The following is a 23,683-nucleotide window of genomic DNA, read 5'->3' as shown; positions in this document are numbered from 1 at the left end:
ACTTATGAAAGAAGTTAAGTTGATCGCCAGTCAGAATATCCCGAATATACCTTGGCAGGACAGACCTGCAGGCAATGATAGTCCGGTATGGAGACACAGTGATAATCCGGTGATCAAACGCAACCCGGCAAAAGGCGTGGCACGTATTTTCAACAGTGCGGTTATTGCTTATGATGGCAGCTTTCTGGGGGTATTCCGTGTAGAGGACAACACTACCCGTCCTCATCTGCGCATGGGCCACAGTGCAGACGGCTTAGACTGGAAAATCGACGATGCACCGATTCAGTTTATAGATGAAGCAGGCAATCCGTACATGCCTCGTTATGCTTACGACCCGCGTCTGGTCAAAGTCGAAGATACCTATTACATCATCTGGTGTACGGATTTCTACGGCGCCGCGATCGGTGTTGCCAAAACCCAGGATTTCAAAACCTTCGTCAGCCTGGAAAATCCGTTCCTGCCGTTCAATCGTAATGGCGTACTGTTCCCAAGAAAAATAAACGGCAACTTCGTGATGCTGTCCCGTCCGAGCGACAGCGGCCATACGCCTTTTGGCGATGTGTTCCTGAGCGAAAGCCCTGATTTTGTATACTGGGGTAAACATCGACATGTCATGACCAAAGGCGGTCAAGGCTGGTGGCAGAGTACCAAAATCGGCGGCGGCCCTGCCCCTATCGAGACCACCGAAGGCTGGCTGATGTTCTATCACGGCGTTACTGGAACCTGCAACGGCCTCGTATACAGTATGGGTGCAGTCATCCTGGACAAGGATGAGCCATCCAAGGTCAAATACCGCTCCAAGAACTTCGTGCTTACACCAGAGGAGTGGTACGAAGAAAGAGGCTTCGTGAACAACGTGCTCTTCCCTTGCGCCACCCTGAATGATGCTGAAACTGGCCGCATCGCCATCTATTATGGCGCAGCAGACACCTATGTAGGCGTTGCTTACACCACTGTTGAAGAAATCGTCAACTACGTGATCGAAACCCATGAGGAAGTCGGCGACGACGCCGGATTGGGCAAGATCTAAACTGGAAGTTGCAGTTTGAGCAGATGTAAATGTCTGCGAAGCGGCATTAAGGAATCTATGAGGTAGTTGAATCTGTGAGCTTTATGCCCTTACCTTTGCAGCGAGTGGCGGCCATCTCTGTGGCCGTCACGTTGCTGCATCAACCCAAAACCCATGCTTAATGGGTTTTTCATTTTGTTTTTGATCTTAAAGGTTTTGATCTTAAGGTTTTGATCTTAAGGTTTTGATCTTAAGGTTTTGATCTTAAGGTTTTGATCTTAAGGTTTTGGTCTTAACGGTTAAATCCGACTTATTGGATTTAACTTGTTCTTGCAAACCCTGTTGGTGGATGGGGAGTGGGGAGTAACGGAGGGGAATGTTGAGTGGAGAAGCGGAGCGTTCGCCTTTGTTCCCGGATTTCTACCGCCTGGCGGTACAAATCAGGAAATCCGGGAACAACAGCGATCGGAACCAACATTCCCCGCAGTTACGCCGTACACTCCCCATGCCTGCAACCAACGCATTTTGCCAACACAATTCAATCCAACCCTAAGGAGGATTTCTTATGTCCGAAAGATCCCTGCCCCAACTAAAAGCCTACGAAGGCTCCAGCCCGAAGCCTGCCGATTTCGATGCATTCTGGGAACGCGCCCTGGCTGATCTCGAGGCACAGACGCTGGATTACGAACTGGTACCTGCGGAGTTTACCAGCGAGCTGGCGGAATGCTTCCATCTGTATTTTACCGGAGTAGGCGGTGCCAAAGTGCATTGCAAATACGTGAGACCGAAGAAATCGGAACAGGTGAAAGGACCAGGCGTGGTCATGTTCCACGGCTACTCTTGCGATAGTGGCGATTGGATGGAGAAGGTTACCTACGCCGCACACGGCATTAGTGTACTTGCTATGGATTGCCGCGGACAAGGCGGCTTGTCCGAGGACAACCTTACGGTCCAAGGCACAACCATCCGCGGTCATATCATCCGTGGAATCGATGATCCGAGTCCGGACAAGCTCTATTACCGGAACGTGTTCCTGGATACCGCCCAGACGGCACGGATTCTAATGAATATGCCCGAAGTAGACCCCGCACGGGTCGGCGCATTCGGCCTGTCCCAAGGCGGAGGACTTACCGTAGCCTGTGCTGCCCTTGAACCACGGATTAAGCTGGCCGTTCCGGTCTATCCGTTCCTTTCCGATTATAAACGGGCATGGGAGCTGGATATTACGACTTCCGCCTATGAAGAGATTAACTACTATTTCCGCTTTTTTGATCCGCATCATGAACGGGAGGAAGAGGTTTTCAACCGGCTCGGGTACATCGACATTCAGAATCTGGCAAGCCGAATTCAGGCCAAAGTGCTATGGGTAACCGGACTTGTAGATACGATCTGTCCACCTTCGACACAATTCGCAGCATACAATAAAATCACAGCAACAAAAGACCTGATGGTATATCATGAATACGGTCATGAGTATCTTCCATATCTTGCCGATCGGACGCTACAGACCTTCATGACCTTGTAACGGGAATCCGTGCAAGAATATCGTAGATCTGGCGGTGATTTTTTGAGTAAACCAGCAGCAGGCAGCAAAGGATTTCTTACTCGGCTGCACCCCTCCAAGTCGCTAGGGGTGCGGCTCTTTCTCGTGTTTTTCATTGCGACGATGGGGATTGTATTATCCCTTGGATACACCTCATACTCTGTAGCCAAACGAACCATAGAGAGCAACGCCTTGACATCCAATCAGCAGACCGTCGAGCAAACGGCAGAGAAGCTGGACGTTATCCTGATGCGATTTGAAGACAGTCTGGGTCAGCTTTTTTACAGCAGGGATATTCAGGATGCAGTCAGCCAGGGAAGTGCGAGCATGGACAGCAGTGCTGAGCACGAGAATCCGACGGAACGAATCAATAGCGAATTGAAACGCTGGATGTCTTCGGTCAATGGAGTCCAGGCAGTCTACCTGATCCCGCTAAATGAGGACCTTCCTGTATCTGCGACCGGAACTAAGGATAATACATTTATGGATGGGATCAGGAAGGCTTCCTGGTTCAAGCAGCTGAAAGAGAAGCCTCAGAGCTTGTTTGTTACGGAAGGGTTGAAGCAGGGGGATACTTCGGGTGTATTTCATTTAGCCAAGTCCATCGCAGCGGATTCGGAAGGAATGGGCTATATTGCTGTTGCCGATATCAGTACGGGAGAATTGGATAAGCATATGAAAAAGGTTAACCTTGGGACGGATTCCTACATCCAACTGCTGACAACCAAAGACGAGCTGATCGCCTCTTCCCAGGAGCAGGCGGATTCCTATCTGCGCTTGGGAGGAACCTTGTTCAAGGGGCTGACCGAGGCCTCAGGGTCTTTGCCGACCGAAGACGAAAAAGGCAAATCCATTCTGGCAGTCTACGGCACACTGCAGAGCTCAGGCTGGAGAGTGCTTGGTGTTGTGCCTTCAGAGAATCTGGTTAAGGATGCAGGCCGTATTCTGTCTACGACCTACATCGCAGTTGCGGCCGCTGCGTTCATTGCAATTCTGATCGGATTGTGGATGGTCAGAATGGTATCCCGTCCGCTATCCCGGCTTAGGGACCTGATGTTCAAGGGTGCGGAAGGTGATCTGCGGGTCCGGACGGCAGTGTCTTCCCGCGATGAAATCGGCCAGCTGTCGGGCTCTTTTAATTTGATGATGGAGCGGATCACTGAGCTGGTAGTGCATACCAACGAGACGGCGCGTGAGGTGCTGGAAACGGCGGATGCGCTGGGCAGCGCTTCGCGGAAGACGGCTGCGTCGGCCAGGGATATTGCGGCGGCGACGGAACAGATTGCCGGTGGAGCCGGAAGCCTTGCGCTGGAAGCAGACCGCGGCAATGAGATGACAGCACAGATCTCCGGGCGGATGGATATGGTGATATCTGCGGCCCACGAGATGGAGAGCACCGCACATGATGTGGGACAATCCAGTCAGGAAGGTGTTGGGAAGCTTCAGGAACTACTTACCAAAACGCAGACAACAGGCGATATGACCAACAAGCTCGTCATGAAGGTCAATGAACTGAAGGATACCGCTTCTTCGGTCATTAGAGTTCTGGATGTGATGCAGAGCATCACGCAGCAGACCAATATTTTGTCGCTGAATGCGTCGATAGAAGCGGCTCGTGCAGGTGAAGCAGGTAAAGGATTCACGGTGGTGGCCGATGAAATCCGCCAGCTGTCGGAACAGTCCAAGCGCTCCATTGCCATGGTGGCTGAAATTACCGACAAAATTATGTCGGATATGAATGGGACAGTAGCTGCTCTGTCTGAGGTAGCTCCACTCTTTGAGGAGCAGACCGTTTCAGTCCGGAACACGAGTGACATCTTTGTAACGGTTCAGGGCCAGATGAATCATTTCATTTCCCGGCTGGAATCTGTGGGAGCATCCATTGATGGGCTGAATCAATCCCAGCATGTGCTGTCGGAAACGATTAGCAATGTCAGCTCCTTTGCAGAGCAATCCTCGGCAGCCTCACAGGAGGTGGCTTCCCTCAGCGGAGAGCAGCAAAGTGTCAGCGATTATCTCGTCGACCTCTCCGGCAAGCTGGAGCTCGCTTCAAGTATGCTGAAAGAAAGACTCTCGAAGTTTAATGTATAGGCAAGGTGCAAAGGCTGTGGGCCGATGTATTTATATGAACACTTCAAGCAAAGACGCCTCTTTCCAATCGGGAAGAGGCGTCTTTTGGCGTGCAGGAAGCTGAAGAGAAACGTCCATACGTGGAGAGGTATGGGATGTAGCGTTTTGAACGCTTCAGGTAATATATCCGCCATGTGGGCATAATAGATGCCATGGAGCTTTTAGTGAGTTAACAAACATCAGGAGGAATGGCTTTGCACAAGCTTGCTCATAAACGTATCATTTGGGGTTCGCTCATCTTGTGTGCTCTGGTGGGGGTGTTGATTCTAAGGCTTGCTTGGGTCCAGCTGTTGCTTAAGGACCGTAAGGTACCGGGGGCGGAATACTCTATGGCACAAATGGCTGCCATTCAGAGTGAGCGGGAGATGGTGCTGGACAGTGGTCGTGGCCGTCTGTATGACCGCAATGGCCAGCCGCTGGCGGGTGAAACCGTGTGGACTGCGGCCTTTTTTCCGCAGGAGGAGACTAAAGCTGCGGCGGACAGTACCGCGGGCAAGGAACAGCTGCAGCGTCTTGCCACTGTGCTGGGTGTGACCTATGAGCAGCTTCAAACAAGGCGCAGGGGGCTAAAAGAACCGCTGCTTTGGCCGTCCGGCAGTGGCAAGAATCCTCTGGAGCTGACCCTGGGACAGGCTGAAGAGGTGGAATCACTTGCCATCGACGGTGTGCGGGCGCTTCCTTTTGCCCGCAGGTATGAAGAGCAAGTTACAGGGCGCCAGTGGCTTGGGTACATGTCAGAAGCTTCGGCAGCCCAGATGAAGAAATCAACAACGGGTTTAAGAATTCCAATGACGGGAACCGACGGGCTGGAGAAGACGCTGGAACCCCTGCTGCAGGGGGTGGGCCATACTGAAGTGTATGCGCAGGTAGATGCGCGGGGCAACCGTCTTCCGGGTAGTCCCCTTAAGGTAAGGGCACCGGGAAATCCGTATTATCCATTGTCCTTATACACAACGATAGATAAGCATCTTCAGGAAGGGATTGAGAAGCTGGTTGTGAAATCCGGAATTAAGAAAGGCGCAGTTGTTGTTCTGGATACGAAAAACGGGGATATTGAGGCCATGGTTTCATTCCCATTCTATAATCCGGGGCACATCTCGCCTGAGGGCGGTGAGTGGAACAACCGGGCGCTGCAGGCGGCGGTTCCTGGCTCGATCTTCAAAATTGTTACCGCCGCTGCGGCACTGGAAGCCGGACTAACCTCTCCCGAAGACAAGTTCTTTTGCTCTGGACATTACGGGAAATATGGATTGTCCTGCCGGAAAGGCAAAGGACACGGCTCCCTTACCCTGGCGCAAGGGTTCGCCGTGTCCTGCAATACCGTATTTGCTTCACTGGCTGAGCGCCTGAACGGGGCGCAGCTGGAGTCCGCAGCCCTTGCTCTGGGACTAGGCAGGGATATCAGCTGGCAAGCGGAGAATACGCTTGGACTGCCGCTGCTCCGACCGTTGTCGGGAGAGCAGCCGGGTAGCATCTTCACCACCCTGCTGCCGGATGACGGCGGGGCCAGAGTGCAGACAGCGATCGGCCAGCGCGATGTCCGGGTTACACCGCTGCAGGCAGCTAACCTGTTAGTCACGCTGCTGCATGGTGGCGAAGTGCGGGCACCGCGCATTCTGGAGCGGGTGGCGTTTGCCAACGGTCAAACGCTTCAGGAGCTGCCGTCGCATCTGTCTCCGGTTCCGCAAGGCAGTATCTCGCCATCGACAGCCCGGGTGCTCCTGTCCCTAATGCGCAAGGTTGTAACGGATGGAACGGGCAAAAGCCTGCTGGGCACGAAGTGGCCCGTAGCAGGCAAGTCAGGGACAGCCCAGACATTAGTGAAGGGGGTGTCCCGCAATAACCAATGGTTCATCGGTTATGGGCCGGTTGGCCATCCCAGATATGCTGTATCCGCTCTGGTAGAGGATGTGGCTCCTGGGAGTCCGCATGCCGCCACCCGGCTGTTCGGTCAGGTGTTTGAGCTTCTGTCGGAATCTGCGGGAGCCTGAGCTCCGTCCCCTTCCCCTGAAACCGCTGCTCCTCCCGGTGTCGATGGCTCACCGGATGCAGCAAATGGCGAGACGATGAACTCTTCCTGCGGCAGGAAGATCCAGCGCTGGAGATAACCCTGCTGTAACAGCTCCTTGAGCAGAATGAGCAGGATCGGCGAGAGGATCAAACCTGCGAATCCGAAGAGAGAGCTGGACAAAATCACGAACGATAGCATCAGGAACGCCGAAGATACACCGATGGAGTTACCTGTGATCTTGGGCTCCAGCAGCTGCCGCACAATCAGCACTACTACAAGCAGCACAAGCAGCCCAATGGCAAGCGAAGTATTTCCGACAATGAACAGATATACAATCCAGGGAATCAGAATCGTGGACACGCCGAGCAGCGGAAGCACATCGAACACGGCACAGACCAGTGCCATGGTAATTTCATTACCGCTCCTAAGAATGAAGAGGCCCACCAGCACAATCACAAACGTAATGCTGATCAGAATCAGCTGCGCTTTAAGATAGGAGCCGATAGCTTTGAAGACATTGCCCTGCAAAAAGGCGAAAGCGGTCTTGAAGGTTTTCGGCATTTTGTCATGCGCAATTTTACGCCAGTCTTTAATCTCCATGCTGAGAAAGAATGCTAAAATAATGGCAATGCCGAAATTAGCCATAAATGACGAGAAGGAGCCAAGAACTCCGATCATATATTTAAGAAAGATCACCAGCCAGCCCGAAAGAACATTGGTTGCCTCTTTGAAATAACCGTTGATTTTGTTAGTAAGATCAGGAGGGAGCGCATCGACCTTATGCTGCAAATAAGTAGTTGTCTCAGCAAACTGCTGCTGGACTATATATGTATATCGGGGTAGATCATCCTGGAACTGGAGCGCTTGCATCGTAATGAGAAGTCCGGCGCCGAACAAAACGCCCAGTAATACAATCAGGAACAGGATTACCGAAATGGCGGATGCGAACGATTTGGCTATTCCCCGGCGGTTAAGGAAACGGGCCAGCGGCTCGATCAGCAGAAATACGAAAAAGGATAAGAATACAGGCGCTGCTAAGCGGTAAAGCATACTGAAAGCTAACATTACAAGATACACTGTCAGTACGACCAGACCGATGTCGAAGAAGGTGCGCCAATATTTTTTGTACAGAGGCAGCATAGGTATAAACGACTCCTTTTTAGATAAATTTACAAATTAACCACTAGTTGTTAGAATTCCCCTCGCTTCTAAAGTGGTGGGATGAATGTAAACGGTCTTTCTAATCCAAAGGAAATGAACATCCATGCATGCGAACATTTGTGCTATAATAAATTCGTAAATTCCTGGAAAGGAGTTGTGTGGCATGTTCGTACTCCAAGCGTATAAGTACCGGATCTATCCCAACCACGAGCAACAACAATATCTAGCCAAGGTGTTCGGATGTGTCCGGTTTATCTACAACAAAATGCTTGCGGATAAGATCGAACACTATAAACAAACAGAGAAAATGCTCCATAATACACCTGCCCGGTACAAGAAAGAATTCCCGTGGCTGAAAGAAGTGGATAGCCTGGCATTAGCAAACATTCAGCTCCACCTAGAGAAAGCTTATACGCATTTTTTTCGGGATAAGAACGTGGGCTTCCCTAAATTCAAAAGCAAGAAAACGAACAACCATAGCTTCACAACAAACAATCAAAACGGAACGATAGCCATTGATGATGGAGCGATTAAAATTCCGAAACTAAAGACAAGAATCCGAATCAAGGTCCATCGTCCATTCACCGGGCGAATCAAATCCTGCACCCTATCCAAAACACCATCAGGAAAATATTTTGCATCCGTACTGGTGGAAACAGAACGAATCCCTCTGCCGAAAACAGAAAAGAAGATTGGCGTGGATCTGGGACTAAAAAACTTCGCGATTACTTCGTGTGGCGAAGTCGTTGCAAACCCGAAACATCTTCGTCACTCTGAACACCGATTAGCCAAGTTGCAAAAGGACCTGTCGAGAAAGAAAAAAGGAAGCCATAACAGAAATAAAGCAAGACTGAAGGTTGCCAAGCTTCATGAAAAAATAGCGAATCAGCATAAAGACTTCTTGCACAAAACGTCCACCCAAATGATACGCGATAACCAAGTGATCGTGATGGAAGACCTGCGTGTAAAGAACATGATGCAGAATCACAAATTAGCGAAAGCCATATCCGAAGTATCATGGAGCATGTTCAGAGAAATGCTGACCTACAAATCAGAATGGTACGGTAGAGAATTGATGATTGCGCCTAAACACTTCGCAAGTAGTCAATGTTGTTCCTGCTGTGGGTACAAAAACTCAGAAGTGAAGAACCTTGCTGTACGTGAATGGACATGTCCTGAATGTAGTGCACAACATGACAGAGATGTAAACGCAGCTAAAAACTTACTGAAATTAGCCATATAATATGGCAAGGATTTGGGCTAGGAACTAGCCTATAAGCTTGGGTAAACTTGGAGCAGTAGCTCTATTGACCAAGAAGCACCCACCTCTTAGGTGGGGTGTAGTTCACCTTGAATTCATTGTACACGATTTTAACAAAAAAGCGTCTATTTCTTTGATACCTGTGTTAAAATAGGGGGTAACGTTTTTTCGTGGGACTCTGCCTACCTAAAAACCATGAGGCATACTTTACTCTACTTGGCCGTATCACAGAATCTGCTTGCAGACGTATAGGCGAGCCAAAGTCAACTCTGGAAAAGCGGGGAATTTACATGCAGACTTTGCTGCTCTGGTTATTTTACATTTCATCCTTCTATGCATTTATCCCTGGCATGATCAGCCGGATATTTGGATATCGTGTCTTTCGCAAAGGGACCGGCCGCACTGAATTTGCCCTTACCTTTGATGACGGACCAGACCCGCAGTATACCCCGGTTTTGCTTGATTTACTGAAGCGTTACGGGGCTAAAGCTACTTTTTTTGTTGTCGGTTCCCATGCGGAGAGCAATCCGGAAATTATCAAGCGCATGCATGAAGAAGGGCATTTGATCGGGATTCACAACTACGTGCACAAGACAAACTGGCTCATGCGTCCGCCTACCGTGAAACGACAAATCCAGCGCACCGACGATATCATTTACAGCATTACCGGTGAACGGAGCACCTATTACCGTCCACCTTGGGGAATCGTCAATTTGTTTGATTTCTCCAAGCGCCGTCAGGTGCAGATCGTGCTGTGGTCAGCCATGTTCGGCGATTGGAAGGAGAAGCTTGGCGCGGACCGGCTGACGGAGAAGCTGATCAGCAAGCTGAATCCGGGTGAAGTCATGCTGCTGCATGATTGCGGCAATACGCTTGGTGCGGATCCGAAAGCGCCTGAACATATGCTGATTGCCCTGGAACGAATGCTCCAGGAGGCGGAACGGCGCGGGTTGCGCAGCATTCGGATCGACGAGATGATCAAGGGGGGGCAGAGTTCTCCCATTCAGCAAATTTCTTTTGGCAAAAGACTGATTGTCGGCTTGTGGCTGGCATGGGAACAGCTTTTTCAACTGATGTTCCGGCTGAAGACCATCTCCCCGGCAGATCCGTTCCTGCATTACCGCATACGCAAATATCAGGGTGGACCCGTGCAGATGGAAGGCGGGGAGCATCTAAGTAAAGGCGATAAGGTGATAGAGCTGCATATCGACAACAGGCAATTGTTCGAGCTCGGTATGCATTCCCGTTCCTCGGCGCAGCTGGCGATCCGCATGATCCGCCGTATGGAGAAGGATATGCCAGTGCTTGCGCAGCGGATTGCTGCAGATGTGGACCTCGCCGAAGCGAAAGCGCTGTACGGTGTCAGTATGATTAACCGCGGGCCGGAGAAATTCGGGTTTATGGTGCTGGATCTGCCAAACGGCTGGTTTGCCCGGTCAACCAAGTTCTACCTGAGTATTCTGCTGAGTGTCATTCATCCTGCTGGAGGGGCAAGGCTTAAGGAACGGAGCGAGGTACTGGTTCCCAAAATGATGCTGATGCCCATCTCCCAGCTGCTGGACCAGATGAATCAACAGCGTCCGCAGAAACAAGTCAAGCCGCGTGAGCGGGTAAGGGAAGAAGAGATGACCCTGGAAGCCGAGCTTCCCGCAGCCACGGTCGTGCATTAGCAAATCGTAACATAATGAAATAGCAATTATTAGCTTCAGTGGCCTTTGGGTCCTGGAGCTTTTTTATGTTTTCACATGGATTTTTTCAGCCCAGCAGTTTGTTTATGGATGTCCTGCTATGCATACAATGGGGAATCACCGCAAATAGTATACACAGGAGAGGAGGTTAGTTATGCTAAAAAACTGGATTAGAAATGTATTTAAACCAGCGAAAGGTTCCAGCCAAGATGTGGAAAAGTCCAAACTTGAGGCCTTGAATGAACCTATAAATATATCATTAGCCAGTACCCTTAGCACTCTTAAAAAGAGACTGGGTCAAAGCCCTGACTTTACCATCCGGGACTTCTCCGCTGATCCTGAGCATACCGGACCTCTTGCTATTTGTTATATTGAAGGGCTAATCGATTCAGGTCTGTTATCCGATCTTATTGAAAGTTTAGTTAAAGAAACAGCACACGCACCCTCTAACCATTTAGAAGAGAATCTTGCTGCTTCTTTATTAAAAAAAACACTGCCTGCAGGAAATATTCAAATGATTGATTCACTAAATCAGATCTATCAAGCCGTCCTTACAGGCAATGCCGTCATTGTACTAGACGGGTTACAATCTGCTCTGGCCGTCTCTATTGCCGGCGGGGTCAGAAGGGCCGTAGAGGAACCTACTTCACAAGGTGTGGTCCGGGGGCCGAAAGAGGGTTTTACAGAGGATATCTCAACCAATATTACTCTGATTAGAAGAAAGCTGCGGACACCTGATCTTAAGTTTGACAGCCACATTATCGGACAATATTCACAAACCATGGTTATTGCAACTTACATAGAAGGTATTGCTGATCCTGGTGTGGTTCAGGAGATCACTAAACGGCTTCAGGCCATTGATACAGATAGTATCCTTGAAAGCGGCTATATCGAAGAATTCATTCAAGATGCGGCGCTCACTCCCTTTCCCACAATGCTAAATTCAGAACGCCCGGACACCGTTGCTGGAAGTCTTTTAGATGGACAAGTAGCCATTTTGGTGGATGGGACACCATTCGCATTAATCGCCCCGGTAACTTTTTATAATTTTTTTCAGACAGCGGAGGACTATTACCAGCGCTACGACATTTCATCTTTTTTGCGTGTGATCCGTCTGATATCGTTCCTGGTTTCCTTGCTGCTTCCTTCCCTATTCATTGCTTTGACAACGTTCCATCAAGAAATGATTCCTACCATCCTGTTAGTAACTCTGGCCGCACAACGGGAAGGGGTCCCATTTCCAGCTCTACTGGAAGCCTTGCTGATGGAATTAACTTTTGAAGTGATTCGAGAAGCAGGTGTCCGGATGCCCCGTGCGATTGGACCTGCTATATCCATAGTAGGAGCTCTGGTTATTGGGCAAGCGGCTGTGGAAGCAGGTCTGGTCTCGGGAGCAATGGTAATCGTTGTTTCCTTTACGGCGATATCAAACTTTGTCATTCCATATTTCAGTATGGCAACTGCCGTACGATTATTGCGTTTTATTCTCATGCTGCTGGCAGGAACTCTCGGTTTATTCGGGGTCATGGCAGGGGTTGTTCCTATTTTAGCTCATCTGCTCTCTCTTAAGTCGTTTGGTATTGACTATCTATTGCCATACAGTCCATTTTACAAGTCAAATATGAAGGATCTAATTATTCGGGCACCCTGGTGGGCAATGAAAACAAGACCCAATTTAAAATCAGGAGCTAATAAAAAAAGACAGGCATCTCATCAATATCCTGTCGGTTCGAATAATATTGTCCGTAACTCAGACGAGCCTGAGCCCAATGCGTAAAGGAGTGGATGTATGTGCACCGATGCCGGGGAGTTGCCATTTTGCTTGTTACAGGACTAATGCTTGCAGGATGCGGAAACCGCATTGAAATGAACGAATTAGGCATTACAACAGCAACGGGATTTGATGGACAGCAGGGGGACTGGACCATTACTTACCAGGTCATCATTCCACCGGCAATGTCTTCCGGTGCAGGCGGATCATCCGGCGGGGCCGGATCTCAAGCGGCTGTGCATACCTTCTCTGCACATGGCAAAACCATCAGAGAAGCTTTAGCGGCCAGCAGCCGGGAAAATCCGCGTAAGCTGTATTTTGCACATACTAATATTCTTATTATTGGTAAACAAGCAGCAGAAACCGGAATTGAAGAAATTCTAGACACGTATTATCGTAATCCGGACGCGCGGGAAACCGTTAAAGTCTTAATAGCCAACGGCGTAGCCAGAGATTACTTGAATAAGCTGATTCCCCCGGAGAAGCTTCCCGGCAGAGCGCTATCCGAAATACTGGAAAAAAATAAGCAATTAAGTTCGTATTATCCTTCGGTATCCGTACACGAATTAGCGCTCGGCATCAGTTCAGAGAGCGCTGCCGCCGGGGTTCCACAAATATCCATAAGGGGCACTGACAGCTCAAGTTTGGAGTCAGCCAATGTATTCCAACAGACTTCGACCAGCAGCAAATTAAAAATTTCCGGGTTAAGCGTCTTCCACAAAGCAAAAATGGTTGGAACACTGGACCAAAACGAGAGTTTGGGAATTTCCTGGCTCACCAATCATATTCATTTAACCACATTAAGCTATAACAGTAAGGACGATACCGATGTGTCCGCATTCCTGGTTCGTAACGCTAAGGTTAAAGTTACACCAGTAAAAGGAGCCCTGCACTATACATTAAAAGTCAAGGCTAAAGTGGTTGTAGGTGAGTTTTTGGAGACCACTACCCATGAAGATCTTTTGAAAACGCAAAGTATAGGCAAGCTGGAGCAGCGGGCAGAAGAGATCATCCGCGCGCAAATCCTGGAAGGATGGAAAGCTGTACAGCATCTAAAAATCGACCTTGTGGGAATCGGCGATAAAATCCACCGTAAATCTCCTAAGGAATGGAAAAGATTGAAGAAAGATTGGCCCGGAGAATTAGCAAACATGGACATTGAAGTCGATGTAAAAGTGAACCTGAAACGACCGGGTTTATTTCAAAGTTCATTTAGCCGGCTCCTCCAATCTGATGAGGATTAATGATTACACACACCTAAACAGGAGATGAAATAAATGAGCCAACGCACTTCAATTCGGCTATCGGAGCTGGCCATATGTATTTCATTATTCGAGGTAGGCAGTACAACTTTATTTTTTATTGGAGGGGAAGCTAAGCAGGACGCCTGGTTAGCCATGCTGGTAGGGGCATTAGCAGGTCTATTTGTACTCCTGATGCACTTAAGTATTCATCATCAGGAACCTCTTTTAGATCTATTTTTATTGTTTCGGCGCTATATGGGGAAGTATCTCGGGACATTCGTGAATCTTTTGTTTGTGGGCTATTTCTCGTATGAAGCTTCGCGGAATTTGCGCGATTTTGGCGAAATCACTGTAATGACATTGTTAAACCAGACATCACTTTGGATTATCATGCTGATCGTTGTCCTTGTTATATCCAATTCGATCCGTTATGGATATAGAGTAATGTTCCTGATGTGTGTCATTTTTTTTCCTGTTGTGTTAGTTAGTTATGCCCTAATCAGTATTCTGATTCCTGTCACGGGCCTCTTCCACTTTGAATTTATGTTTCCTGTTTTGGAATCGGGGTGGAAGCCCGTGCTAAATGCGGCTTTACCGGAGATTGTCTCTTTTCCGTTCGGACAAACTGTTTTATTTCTTGTGTTCTATCCCTATGCCCGCACAGGAAAAGGACTTAACAAAGCTGTGATTATCAGTTATGTGCTTACAGCACTCTCACTAACATTCATTAATCAATTGAACATTTTTGTTTTGGGGCCAAAGATTGCACTATACAGCACTTTGCCACTTCTGGAAACCGTTCAATTGATTGACTTGGCAGAAGTATTTGAGCGGCTGGACGCTCTATTTACCTTGCTGCTTTTTCTTGGATTAGGTGTAAAGATGGGAGCTTTTTTTAATGGTGCCGTAATCGGACTCGAAAAAATAACTGGTGTTACATATAAAAAGTGGGTGGTGCCTGTAGCCATTTTAACTTTCGGATTGGCCTTCTTATCTCCAAATTATACCCATCATATCGTTGCAGGCAGACAAATTGTTCTTAATTACCTTTTTCCATTTTTTCAGATCATTCTACCTTTGTTGCTGCTTATCATCATCCTTATCAGAAAGCGGACAAGGCAGGATTAACGTGAGCACTTGGGTGTACGCTCCGCGAACGAAACGTTGTTCCAAAATCCGGAGACCAAGGCGACCGCTACCGCTTTTCCACAATCATTTCGTTCTCTCCGCTGTTTAAGCGGGAGATGTACCTTTCACTTGCCCACAATCTAATGAAGCAAGCCGCAAATGACCAAAAACGCAAAACAGCGATCCTCCGATAACCGGAGGATCGCTGTTTTGCTGCTTTTTTACTCTTTCAAGAGCCTGGTTTTATAGTGCGCTATCCTTTAAAACAATATTAAATCTTCAGCACGCCGCCCTTGCTGGCATTGGTAACCAGCTTGGAGTAGCGGGCCAGATAACCGGTTTTCACCTTTGGCTCAAAGCCCTTCCAGCCAGTGCGGCGGACAGCCAGCACTTCTTCATCAACCAGCAGCTCGATCTTGCGGTTGTTGAGGTCCAGCTCGATGATGTCGCCGTCCTCAACAAAGGCAATCGGTCCGCCTTCAGCGGCTTCCGGCGAGATATGTCCGATACTGATTCCACGCGAAGCGCCTGAGAAGCGGCCATCGGTGATCAGTCCTACCTTAGCGCCAAGACCCATGCCGACGATCTGCGAGGTTGGAGCGAGCATTTCCGGCATGCCTGGTCCGCCCTTAGGACCTTCATAACGGATAACAACGACGTGCCCTTCCTTGACCTTACCGTTGGCGATACCTTCCAGCGCCTCTTCCTGAGAATCGAAGCAGATAGCGGGACCTTTATGGTAGCCGCCAACAGAAGCATCTACAGCACCGACTTTGATGATCGAGCCTTCAGGAGCAAGGTTGCCGTAGAGGACAGATAGACCGCCTACTACGGAATAAGGATTGTCCAGCGTATGAATGACACTCGTATCCTGGATTTCATGCCCGGTGACATTTTCAGCCAGTGTTTTGCCGGTAACCGTCATACAATCCCCGAAGATTGCCCCCGGCTTCTTGAGTAGCTCGTTCAGCACGGCGCTTACGCCGCCTGCCCGGTCCACATCCTCGATGAAGATATCGGATGCCGGAGCCAGCTTGGCCAGGTAAGGGACACGGTTGGCAACCTCATTGATACGTTCCAGCGGATAATCAATTTCAGCTTCCTGAGCGAGTGCCAGTGTGTGAAGCACAGTATTGGTAGAACCGCCCATCGCCATATCCAGTGCAAAGGCATTGTCAAGTGATTCCTTGGTTACGATATCACGCGGTTTCAGATCCAGCTTGATCAGCTCCATCAGCTGAGTCGCTGATTTGCGTACGAAGGCTCTGCGTTCTTCTGCTACAGCGAGGATAGTGCCGTTACCCGGAAGGGCGAGGCCCATCGCTTCAGCCAGACAGTTCATGGAGTTCGCTGTGAACATCCCGGAACAAGAGCCGCAGGTCGGACAGCCGTATTGTTCAAGTTCAAGCAGCTCAGCATCGTTGATTTTGCCGACCTGGTGAGCGCCGACGCCTTCGAATACGGAAGTGAGAGAGAGCTTTTTGCCCTTGCTGTCTACGCCAGCCTTCATTGGCCCGCCGCTGACAAAGATGGTCGGGATATTCACGCGCAGGGCGCCCATCATCATGCCCGGGGTGATTTTATCACAGTTGGGAATGCAGACCATGCCGTCGAACCAGTGTGCGGAAACGACAGTTTCCAGTGAATCGGCAATGATCTCGCGGCTTGGCAGGGAATAACGCATCCCGATATGCCCCATGGCGATACCGTCATCGACGCCAATCGTGTTGAATTCAAAAGGAACGCCGCCGGCTTCACGGATGGCTTCCTTGACGATTTTGCCGAATTCCTGCAAATGCACGTGGCCGGGAACGATATCGATATAGGAGTTGCAGACCGCGATAAACGGCTTGCCGAAATCCTCCTCTTTTACGCCTGCTGCCCGCAGAAGACTACGGTGCGGAGCGCGGTCAAAGCCCTTTTTGATCATGTCTGAACGCATTTTCTTGTCTGCCATGATGATATTCCCCTCCTAATTAAATGTAAACCGGATATATTGTCGCATTAACGCATTACAATCCCAAAAGCTGCGTATCTGCGGTTTATAGAAGGAACGGGGTCCAGCTTCTTACGGAAACAGAAGGAGGGCGAAGCCGTTTCTATAAAATATCAGCGGATATAATACGAACGTTATTAGAGAGTCTATCACAAAAGACCTCATTTTTCTACCGGACAATGTGAAGTTTGTCGAGAGGAGACTCCCTTGCTGGACGTGAAAAAAAGCCCATCCCGGATGGGATCGGCTCATTTGGAATTATGTTACAGTGAACGGCGCAGGGCGGCGCGCTGCAGGGTAATCATCCAGTCTACGGAAGGCTCGACCAGGGGATGGAGCAGGCGCTTGACTACTGGCTGGGCCAGAAGGACCGTGAAGGAGACCGCACAGAGCAGTACAATTGCGGCCCCGGCGGCATTGCCAAGATACGCGTAAATCCCTGACACGGCAGCAAGGCGGACCACAAATCCGTGAAGCAGGAAGACGTAGAGTGTGCGGCGGCCCCAGTCGGTCATCCGGCTCAGCCGATAAGGCACCCATCCCAGAAAAGCGAGGGAGGCAGCAAACTGTAGCCCGTACATTCCCAGCCGGTACACCCCCGCATACCATTCAGAAGCATCAAGCTGCATATAGGTCATGCTGCCGTACAGCCAGCCCAGCGGTAGTTGTGAACCGAGTGTGCCCAGAAGAAGGAGCAGCAGTATAGATGCGGCAGCGGCAGTGATTTTGACAGTTTTGGTATAGATCCGGGCCAGCGCCTCGAAGGAGAAATGATAGCCGATGACGAAAAATGGCAAATAGACAAAGGTACGGCTGATGCTGAACCAGACACCGTCAAGCTGCAAATAGCCGACCGCAACACCAGCAGAAACAGCGAAAATGATTTGTGCGGCTTTACTCCATCTGCCCATGCCGAGCATCAGGAGACGCCAGCAGGCATGACTGGCCAGGAACCACAGCAGCAGATAAGGAGCGAAGAAGGAGTGGTGAATATTGGATACGCGGAAGACGGAAACGTCCAGCGCTGAATACAGAGTCTGAAAAATAAGGTATTGTAGTCCAATCTGGAGCAGAACCTTGCGGCCAGCGGCTCCAGTGAGGCTTTTTCCGGCAAAATAGCCTGTTACGAGTACGAACAGCGGCATATGGAAGCTGAAAATCCACAAATACAGGCTGTGCATTCCGCTAAGGGTGCCAATCAGAGGCTCAATCGCATTGCCGGCAAATACGGTGACAATAAGCATGAAGCGCAAGTTGAGAAAAAAGGTTTCTCCGCGTGCTGCAAGCGAGCTTTCCCCTGCCATGAACTAACCTCCAATTTGGTTGCGTTTAGCAAATTACTTTAATTTTAAAATACAAGATTTCTGTAAAAACAATTGTGAAATACATCACAATACCACCTATAGTAAGCGTTATCATAGCGGGTAATTGTGGCGATGTCTTGAAGGTTGTTTGATTTCATTGATTCCTCTATAATTTTCTGTATGCAGTAATCGGGAGTGAACACCATTGAGAAAAAAAATAACCAAGCGCCGCGTTCTTTTGGGGATTCTAATCATTCTGACTGCGGCGGGTTTTTGGGTATGGAGATATCTGACACCTTACACACCGGGAATAAGGGCTGAGAATGCACTGATTTCTGCAGGTGGTGTCAGCGTGAAGCAAAATGATAACTGGATTTCGTTTGAGCCTTCCGTCACGCTCGGAACGGCTGTGATTTTCTATCCGGGTGCGCTGGTTGAAGCGGAGGCTTATGCTCCCCTGGCCAAAAAAATCGCCGCTGCGGGGCATCCCTTCTACATCGCCAAAATGCCGCTGAATCTCGCAGTGATCAAAAGCGATGCCGCTGAAGAGATCATCCGTGTGCATCCGAAGCTGTCATTCGTGCTGGGCGGCCATTCGCTGGGCGGGGTTATGGCTTCGCGTTTTGCGGCAGAGCATCCAGACCAGTTGAAAGGCGTGTATTTTCTGGCCTCCTATCCGGATGAGAAAGGCAGTCTGAAAGATACTACTTTATCTGTTTTGTCGGTTCTGGGCACCGAGGATCAAGTGGTTGATCAGGATAACTACAATAAAGGACGTTCCTATCTGCCAAGCAATACCGTATATTATTCGGTCAAAGGCGGAAATCATGCCCAGTTCGGAAGCTATGGCAAGCAGAAGGGGGACGGGGAAGCAACCATCTCAGAGGATGAGCAGCAGACGCTTACCGCACGGTCAGTGCTGGATTGGCTCAGCAACCTGCGTTAACCCATATCCTGTCCACAGGAAAGGAGCCGGAAAATGGCCGTACTGCATGTAAATGAGTTAGCTGTACCCTGCAAGGGTATATTGTTCGATAAGGATGGCACCCTGCTTGATCTACTCGCTACCTGGGGAACCTGGGCAGAACTGATGCTTGAAGGACTGGAGAATCAACTCGCACTTATTGGAAAAGAAAACCGTCTGGGCTCAGGCATCGCCAAGGTGCTGGGCACGGTCCATGACGCCGCGGGGAAAGTGATCGGCTATGACCCTGCCGGACCACTGTCGATGGCTACCGCAGAGGAGACGGGGGGCATTCTGGCCTGGCAGCTGTATTCAGCTGGAGTTCCCTGGAATGAAGCTCTGGCCCGTGTAACGGCCATCGGCAAGGAAGCGATGAACGAGCTGCGCCGCCGTAAGTCGGCACAGCCGCTGCCGCATCTGCTGCCTTTTCTGCAGCAATGTGCGGCAGCCTCATTGAAGCTTGGCGTAGTCACCTCCGACAGTTCTTCCACCACCGGGGAGCAGCTGGAATGGATGGGGATCACGGGTTATTTTGACACTGTGGTTACGAGAGACCGTGTGACCCACGGCAAGCCTGCGCCTGAAATGGCGGAGACTGCCTGCAGGGAGCTGGGCCTCAGGCCTGCGGAGACGGTTATTATCGGCGACAGCAATGCCGACATGCAGCTCGGCAAAGGCGCAGGCCTGCGGCTGTCCGTTGGCATATCCCCAGCCGGGAGTACTGCCCATTTACTGGATGCGGATACTGTTATCTCGGGTTTTCATCAGCTTAGCCTCACAATCTGAGCTATATATAGAAAGGATGCGTGCAGACTTATGGATTCATTGCAGACACTGGTTTCCTGGATCAAGGACAGCGGCAACATCGTTTTTTTTGGAGGCGCCGGAACATCCACGGAAAGCGGGATTCCGGACTTCCGCTCGGCGGCAGGTCTATATAGGGAGCAGCACAATTCACCTTATCCGCCGGAGGTGATGCTGAGCCGCAGTTTTTTTATGTCCTCTCCGGACATTTTTTTTGACTTCTACCGCAGTAAAATGATTCATCCGGAAGCGAAGCCGAACGGTGCGCATCTGCTGCTGGCGGAACTGGAGCGCGGTGGCAAGCTTAAGGCTGTCATTACGCAAAACATCGACGGCCTGCATCAGCTTGCCGGAAGCCGGCGCGTGCTGGAGCTGCATGGTTCCATTCACCGCAACCATTGTATGGATTGCTCGCGTGCGTATGAACTGGACCAGGTGCTTGCGAGCAAGGACATCGTTCCGCGCTGCCCGGCCTGCGGCGGGATCATCAAGCCGGATGTGGTGCTCTATGAAGAGGAGCTGGATCATGATGTCCTTATGGAATCTGTCGCGGCCATCGCGGCTGCAGATATGATTATCATCGGAGGTACTTCGCTTACTGTGCAGCCAGCCGCCAGCCTGATTACTTATTTCCGTGGCCGGCACACAGTGCTGCTGAACGGAGAACCGACCCCGTATGATCATAAGGCAGACCTGATCTTGACGGATCGGATCGGCGCAGTGATGGGCAGAATACAGGAGTTGCTGTAGCTCTCTGCAAATGCCATACGGTCACTGTAGTACATACTGCATGATCCGGTGGGAGATTACATTCATTCCGAGAGGTTTAAAATAAGGAATAGAACGTGAACTTGAGAATGTTTGGCACATCATTGCGGAATGCTTTGTTATTCAAGGAGATTCCGTATTGATCGTTACCCATTCTCAAGTTCATCTTGTATTGCGCGACATCAGCGAAACGAGAGGCAGGGATGGATAATGGTATATGTGGCTAGCGAGGAGCGGTATGAAGTGATGCGTTATAACCGCACAGGCAAAACCGGCCTCAAGCTTCCGGCAATCTCACTGGGACTCTGGCATAACTTCGGCGGGATCAATGCCTATGAGAATGGCCGGGACATGATCACCCGTTCGTTCGATCTTGGAATTACCCACTTTGATCTGGCCAATAACTACGGCCCGCCTGCGGGGTCCGCAGAGGAGATGTTTGGCAGGGTGCTCGCCCGCGATTTGGCGCCTTACCGCGATGAGTTGATTATTTCAACCAAGGCGGGGTATTTTATGTGGCCGGGTCCTTATGGGGACTGGGGTTCACGTAAATATATGCTGGCGAGCCTCGATCAGAGCCTGAAACGGCTTGGGCTGGATTATGTGGATATTTTTTATTCGCACCGTCCTGACCCGGAGACGCCGATGGAAGAAACCATGGGTGCACTGGATACTGCTGTCCGTTCCGGCAAAGCGCTGTATGTGGGGTTATCCAACTACACAGCGGAGCAGACCATGGAGGCCGTCCGTATTCTGAAAAACCTTGGCACACCGCTGCTGATCCATCAGCCCCGTTATTCCATGCTTGACCGCTGGATCGAAGGCGGCTTGCAGGATGTGCTGGAGGAGCACGGCGTCGGCAGCATCGCCTTCACCCCGCTCGCACAGGGCCTTTTGACTAATAAATATCTGAACGGCATTCCGGATGATTCCCGGGCAGCAGGCCCGTCCGTATTTCTGAACGAAAGCCGGATTACACCCGAAGTGCTGCGCAAGATCCACGCGCTCAATCAGCTTGCCGTCTCGCGCGGCCTGTCCCTGGCGCAGTTCGCGCTGCTCTGGACCCTGCGCGGCGGCAGAGTCACTTCCGCGCTGATCGGCGCAAGCCGGGTCAGCCAGATCGAGGAGAACATTGCCGCATTATCGCATGGCGAGTTCTCACAAGAGGAGCTGGACCGGATCGAAACGATCCTGAAGACGGACAGCGAATCCTGAGAGCAGCCGCTCTTATAATCATCTGCACTCACATAGCAAAAGCCCGCTTCCTGGTAGGAAACGGGCTTTTGCTGCAAGCGGATGAGAGGCAATTGCTGCGGCGTGCCAATTCGAATAGCAGCATCTCGTATTCAATTCTAAGGGATGGTCACCCATTCGGAGAACAGCTGATGATCCGTGAGCGAAGTGGAAAAAGTAGACCTTATTCGAGACATTTGGCCATTCAAGCACCAATAGTGGGAATAAGTAGACCTAATCTGCTCCATATCGAGTAATCATCCTCATTTGGCTCAAAATAGGTGTGCAAAATCCACTAAGCGTCTGTGCGAGGTGGAATTCTACAGATTAGTGATACAAATTCCAACATAGCACTCATCGGGTGCTGGATGCAGCCGAGTTGGTGCTGCATCAACGCACCGGATCGATGAAATTTCTGCTGCGCTCCATCCGGGGGACTACTGTGCGCTATCCATTGCCAACTGTTGCGCCATCCAGTGCACTACTGTGCGCAATCATTGCCTACTGCGAGCCATCGGGGAGGATTACTGTGCGCATCCAGTACCTGCTGTCGCACCATCCGGGGGACTACTGTCGCGCTATCCAGTGCTTACTGTTGCTGCTATCCGGGGGACTACTGTCGCGCTATCCAGTGCTTACTGTTGCGCCATCCAGCGGCCTACCATCCGCAGGCTCTTGTCTGCAAGCTCCGCCCTTAGCCAAAGGACATACATTTGTTCTAAGTTACAACATATGAACAGCCTATTTCTTCTCTCCATGCCTTGCCGTTGTAATGCGGTAAGAGGTGGGGGATTGGGCACAGAGGCGTTTGAACTGGCGGGAGAAGTACAGAGCGTCCGTCAGTCCGACTGAGGCGGCAACCTGCTCGACGGACAGCTCCGGGCGCTCGCGCAGGAGCTGCCGTGATTTCTCGATTCGCAGCTTGAGCAGATAGGTGACGGGCGAGAGGCCCGTTTCCTGCTTGAAGATGCGTGAGAGGTAGGCGCGGTTGTAGCCAAGGCTGGCGCACATCTGCTCTATCGAGACGGGATGGGCATACTGGGCGGCCATGTAGTGGATCATTTGCTTCACGGTGCGCTTCACTTGGGATTCTGCGCCGGGGAGCCGGGAGGAGGAGAGAAGCAGCTCGGCTGCTTCGCCGACGATCAGGTATAGATAGCCCAGCGAGGTCAGATGGGCGCTCTCTTTGCCCGCATAGAAGGCACGCATCATCCCGGCCATCGCGCCGGGAAAGGCACTGCCTTCGAGGGTGGACAGGACCGGCTTCTGCGGAGTGAAGCCGGCCTGCAGCACGAGCGCGTCTGCGTCCGTGCCGGTGAATGCAGCCCAGCGGTAACGCCAGGGCTGGTCTTCATCAGAGAGATAGCTGACCAGCTGTCCGGGATGAATCAGGAAGCAGTCTCCCGGTCCCAGCTCGTATTTCCGCTCTTCCGTCCGGAAGGTTCCAAAGCCGGATTCGATGAAATGCAGCAGGAAGTAATCATAGATTTTGGGGCCGGCCTGATGCAGCGGAAGCGTCTGGCTCTCGCCGGCAAAAAGCACATGTAAATGCTGACTGTCGTAAACCACCGGATTTGATCCTACGGAATAAGTATGTTCCACACTGGAACCGCCTTTCCCCCGTTAGCGCTATCATAGCCCTAAGGGCGGGTGAATGAGATGAATAAT

General features: G+C 50.6%; 17 protein-coding genes. 13 read left to right on the top strand and 4 right to left on the bottom strand.

Going from position 1 to position 23,683, the window contains the following annotated elements; all coding sequences use genetic code 11:
• Nucleotides 1–4 precede the first annotated feature (4 nt).
• From ACTJKB_RS06690 to ACTJKB_RS06675, 4 genes are all read left to right on the top strand, one after another.
• Nucleotides 5–1,030 (top strand): glycoside hydrolase family 130 protein, encoded by a 1,026-nt coding sequence (locus tag ACTJKB_RS06690; RefSeq protein WP_074109612.1) that lies wholly within the window; start codon nucleotides 5–7, stop codon nucleotides 1,028–1,030.
• Nucleotides 1,031–1,574: 544 nt separating this feature from the next.
• Complete coding sequence (locus ACTJKB_RS06685) at nucleotides 1,575–2,534, top strand: acetylxylan esterase (RefSeq protein WP_440832628.1); 960 nt, start codon at nucleotides 1,575–1,577, stop codon at nucleotides 2,532–2,534.
• Nucleotides 2,535–2,576: 42 nt separating this feature from the next.
• Entirely contained in the window at nucleotides 2,577–4,643 is a 2,067-nt protein-coding gene (locus ACTJKB_RS06680; RefSeq protein ID WP_440832627.1) for a methyl-accepting chemotaxis protein, read from the top strand.
• Between the two features lie 233 nt (nucleotides 4,644–4,876).
• On the top strand, nucleotides 4,877–6,673 hold the full coding sequence (locus ACTJKB_RS06675; protein ID WP_440832626.1) for a peptidoglycan D,D-transpeptidase FtsI family protein: 1,797 nt from the start codon (nucleotides 4,877–4,879) through the stop codon (nucleotides 6,671–6,673).
• On the opposite strand, the gene ACTJKB_RS06670 is transcribed toward ACTJKB_RS06675, so the two are convergent.
• Nucleotides 6,634–7,833: an AI-2E family transporter gene (locus ACTJKB_RS06670; protein ID WP_440832624.1), complete on the bottom strand. Its 1,200-nt coding sequence runs from the start codon at nucleotides 7,831–7,833 to the stop codon at nucleotides 6,634–6,636. The two genes, ACTJKB_RS06675 and ACTJKB_RS06670, sit on opposite strands and share 40 nt — an antisense overlap.
• Nucleotides 7,834–8,017: 184 nt before the next feature.
• Here ACTJKB_RS06670 and tnpB point away from each other — a divergent pair, with 184 nt between their 5' ends.
• The 5 genes from tnpB to ACTJKB_RS06645 all read left to right on the top strand — a co-directional run bounded on the left by tnpB (nucleotide 8,018) and on the right by ACTJKB_RS06645 (nucleotide 14,946).
• The gene (tnpB, locus tag ACTJKB_RS06665; protein WP_440832622.1) at nucleotides 8,018–9,097 is read left to right on the top strand and encodes an IS200/IS605 family element RNA-guided endonuclease TnpB; all 1,080 of its coding nucleotides are present in this window, start codon (nucleotides 8,018–8,020) and stop codon (nucleotides 9,095–9,097) included.
• 308 nt (nucleotides 9,098–9,405) lie between these two features.
• The gene (locus tag ACTJKB_RS06660; protein ID WP_440832620.1) at nucleotides 9,406–10,785 is read left to right on the top strand and encodes a polysaccharide deacetylase family protein; all 1,380 of its coding nucleotides are present in this window, start codon (nucleotides 9,406–9,408) and stop codon (nucleotides 10,783–10,785) included.
• A 172-nt stretch (nucleotides 10,786–10,957) separates the two neighbouring features.
• Nucleotides 10,958–12,580, top strand: a complete 1,623-nt coding sequence (locus ACTJKB_RS06655; RefSeq protein ID WP_440832619.1) for a spore germination protein — start codon at nucleotides 10,958–10,960, stop codon at nucleotides 12,578–12,580.
• 8 nt (nucleotides 12,581–12,588) lie between these two features.
• A complete protein-coding gene (locus ACTJKB_RS06650; protein ID WP_440832618.1) occupies nucleotides 12,589–13,818 on the top strand; it encodes a Ger(x)C family spore germination protein in 1,230 nt (409 codons plus the stop codon).
• A gap of 33 nt (nucleotides 13,819–13,851) precedes the next feature.
• Nucleotides 13,852–14,946: a GerAB/ArcD/ProY family transporter gene (locus ACTJKB_RS06645; RefSeq protein WP_440832616.1), complete on the top strand. Its 1,095-nt coding sequence runs from the start codon at nucleotides 13,852–13,854 to the stop codon at nucleotides 14,944–14,946.
• Nucleotides 14,947–15,217: 271 nt separating this feature from the next.
• On the opposite strand, the gene ilvD is transcribed toward ACTJKB_RS06645, so the two are convergent.
• Nucleotides 15,218–16,903: a dihydroxy-acid dehydratase gene (gene ilvD, locus ACTJKB_RS06640; protein ID WP_074109619.1), complete on the bottom strand. Its 1,686-nt coding sequence runs from the start codon at nucleotides 16,901–16,903 to the stop codon at nucleotides 15,218–15,220.
• A 302-nt stretch (nucleotides 16,904–17,205) separates the two neighbouring features.
• Entirely contained in the window at nucleotides 17,206–18,246 is a 1,041-nt protein-coding gene (locus tag ACTJKB_RS06635) for an acyltransferase family protein (protein ID WP_440832615.1), read from the bottom strand.
• A gap of 205 nt (nucleotides 18,247–18,451) precedes the next feature.
• Between ACTJKB_RS06635 and ACTJKB_RS06630 the strand changes: the two genes are divergently transcribed.
• The 4 genes from ACTJKB_RS06630 (at nucleotide 18,452) to mgrA (ending at nucleotide 21,997) form a co-directional block, all read left to right on the top strand.
• Nucleotides 18,452–19,192 carry an alpha/beta hydrolase gene (locus tag ACTJKB_RS06630; RefSeq protein WP_440832613.1) on the top strand — a complete coding sequence of 247 codons (741 nt, stop codon included), beginning with the start codon at nucleotides 18,452–18,454 and terminating at the stop codon, nucleotides 19,190–19,192.
• A 33-nt stretch (nucleotides 19,193–19,225) separates the two neighbouring features.
• A complete protein-coding gene (locus ACTJKB_RS06625; protein ID WP_440832611.1) occupies nucleotides 19,226–19,996 on the top strand; it encodes an HAD family hydrolase in 771 nt (256 codons plus the stop codon).
• A 30-nt stretch (nucleotides 19,997–20,026) separates the two neighbouring features.
• On the top strand, nucleotides 20,027–20,764 hold the full coding sequence (locus ACTJKB_RS06620; protein ID WP_440832609.1) for an NAD-dependent protein deacylase: 738 nt from the start codon (nucleotides 20,027–20,029) through the stop codon (nucleotides 20,762–20,764).
• A gap of 228 nt (nucleotides 20,765–20,992) precedes the next feature.
• Complete coding sequence (gene mgrA, locus ACTJKB_RS06615; RefSeq protein ID WP_440832607.1) at nucleotides 20,993–21,997, top strand: L-glyceraldehyde 3-phosphate reductase; 1,005 nt, start codon at nucleotides 20,993–20,995, stop codon at nucleotides 21,995–21,997.
• 759 nt (nucleotides 21,998–22,756) lie between these two features.
• On the opposite strand, the gene ACTJKB_RS06610 is transcribed toward mgrA, so the two are convergent.
• Nucleotides 22,757–23,617, bottom strand: coding sequence for an AraC family ligand binding domain-containing protein (locus ACTJKB_RS06610; RefSeq protein ID WP_440832606.1), 861 nt, complete (start codon nucleotides 23,615–23,617; stop codon nucleotides 22,757–22,759).
• Between the last annotated feature and the right edge of the window lie 66 nt (nucleotides 23,618–23,683).

It is taken from the genome of Paenibacillus sp. 22594, from assembly GCF_052044425.1.
Lineage (GTDB): Bacteria > Bacillota > Bacilli > Paenibacillales > Paenibacillaceae > Paenibacillus_AQ.
This window is presented reverse-complemented; position numbering and strand designations above follow the sequence as displayed.

What these genes read in the sequence shown, in the direction of transcription:
- ACTJKB_RS06690 (WP_074109612.1), top strand. Translation starts at nt 5, where the DNA reads ATGAAAGAAGTTAAGTTGATCGCCAGTCAGAATATCCCGAATATACCT.
- ACTJKB_RS06685 (WP_440832628.1), top strand. Translation starts at nt 1,575, where the DNA reads ATGTCCGAAAGATCCCTGCCCCAACTAAAAGCCTACGAAGGCTCCAGC.
- ACTJKB_RS06670 (WP_440832624.1), bottom strand. Translation starts at nt 7,833, where the DNA reads ATGCTGCCTCTGTACAAAAAATATTGGCGCACCTTCTTCGACATCGGT.
- tnpB (WP_440832622.1), top strand. Translation starts at nt 8,018, where the DNA reads ATGTTCGTACTCCAAGCGTATAAGTACCGGATCTATCCCAACCACGAG.
- ACTJKB_RS06660 (WP_440832620.1), top strand. Translation starts at nt 9,406, where the DNA reads ATGCAGACTTTGCTGCTCTGGTTATTTTACATTTCATCCTTCTATGCA.
- ACTJKB_RS06655 (WP_440832619.1), top strand. Translation starts at nt 10,958, where the DNA reads ATGCTAAAAAACTGGATTAGAAATGTATTTAAACCAGCGAAAGGTTCC.
- ACTJKB_RS06650 (WP_440832618.1), top strand. Translation starts at nt 12,589, where the DNA reads ATGTATGTGCACCGATGCCGGGGAGTTGCCATTTTGCTTGTTACAGGA.
- ACTJKB_RS06645 (WP_440832616.1), top strand. Translation starts at nt 13,852, where the DNA reads ATGAGCCAACGCACTTCAATTCGGCTATCGGAGCTGGCCATATGTATT.
- ilvD (WP_074109619.1), bottom strand. Translation starts at nt 16,903, where the DNA reads ATGGCAGACAAGAAAATGCGTTCAGACATGATCAAAAAGGGCTTTGAC.
- ACTJKB_RS06635 (WP_440832615.1), bottom strand. Translation starts at nt 18,246, where the DNA reads ATGGCAGGGGAAAGCTCGCTTGCAGCACGCGGAGAAACCTTTTTTCTC.
- ACTJKB_RS06625 (WP_440832611.1), top strand. Translation starts at nt 19,226, where the DNA reads ATGGCCGTACTGCATGTAAATGAGTTAGCTGTACCCTGCAAGGGTATA.
- ACTJKB_RS06620 (WP_440832609.1), top strand. Translation starts at nt 20,027, where the DNA reads ATGGATTCATTGCAGACACTGGTTTCCTGGATCAAGGACAGCGGCAAC.
- mgrA (WP_440832607.1), top strand. Translation starts at nt 20,993, where the DNA reads ATGGTATATGTGGCTAGCGAGGAGCGGTATGAAGTGATGCGTTATAAC.